The organism is Lactococcus fujiensis JCM 16395 (assembly GCF_002441655.1).
In the GTDB taxonomy this organism is placed as follows: Bacteria; Bacillota; Bacilli; order Lactobacillales; family Streptococcaceae; genus Lactococcus; species Lactococcus fujiensis.
In genome coordinates, this window is sequence record NZ_JXJU01000050.1 from 1 (window position 1) to 1071 (window position 1071).

Genomic DNA, 1071 nt, shown 5'->3' on the forward strand with positions numbered 1-1071 from the left:
AAAAAAACAAGTAACGCCAGTAGTTACCTGTTTTTATTTACCATCCAAAATAATTTTTATGAAGTTCAAGATTTCCCTTCGCCAAAATCATTTGGCTTACGGTAACAAAAGTGTAGCCCTCATTTTTTAATGTGGCAATGATTTTTGGCGTCGCTTGAACACTCCATGGATGGATATCATGCATTAGGATAATGGCACCATCGTGAGCGCCACTGATGGCACGCTGATAGACTGAATCAACAGAATGGATCTTCCAATCCAACGTATCAACGTCGTAATTTACGGCAGAAAAATTAATTTTATCGAGAATGGGTTGATTTATTGCTTCATATGGTGGTCTAAAGAGTTGCCAATCTTGACTGGAGACCGTTTTTATCAAATCGGCTGCTTTCGTGATTTCAGAATTGGCTTCATCTACTGACAATGAAGTTAATACCGGGTGTGTCCAAGTATGTGAACTGATTTGATCACCGTCATTTGTTTGACGTTTTAAAAGTGCTTCATTTCCAGCAATTCGATTTCCAATTTCAAAAAAGCTTGCATTGACTTTATTTTGCTCTAAAATATCAAGCAATTGTGGCGTCGTTACGGGATTGGGGCCATCATCATAAGTCAAAGCAATCAGTTTTTTCCCGTGATAATAATTGGCACAAATCGAGGTTAATTGTTGTTGATAGGAAGTTTTGAGTTGCTCATTACTGATTGTTCGGATGGTATCCTCAGCCTGTAATAGATTTGAATTTGAAGGTTCAACAGAAACTTTATTGAAGAGATCGGAAACCTTGACACGTAGATTCAATTGTTCTTTAGCAGAACTTACCGCTGAATTGATGTGGGATAAAAATTGATCTTGTGGTAATTCTGACGTCTTAATTTGCGAAATTTGCAGTTCAGTTATATTCTTTTTGAGTAGACTTTGTTTCAAGTCAGCCTGAACGACCACATCAGAATCAAATAAAGCATTCACTTTTTTTTGAACGTCAAATTTTACTTCGAGGTTTTGGAGTTGGGTTTGTACTTTTTTGACATTTTGAGAACTCATTTTATTTTTTGATGACGAAAAACTATTTT

At 36.2% G+C, this 1071-nt stretch carries 1 protein-coding gene; it reads right to left on the bottom strand.

Annotated elements, in window-relative coordinates:
• Positions 1–37: 37 nt before the first annotated feature.
• Positions 38–1071: polysaccharide deacetylase family protein (locus RT41_RS10190; RefSeq protein ID WP_219524951.1), on the bottom strand; the 1034-nt coding region annotated here is incomplete at its 5' end.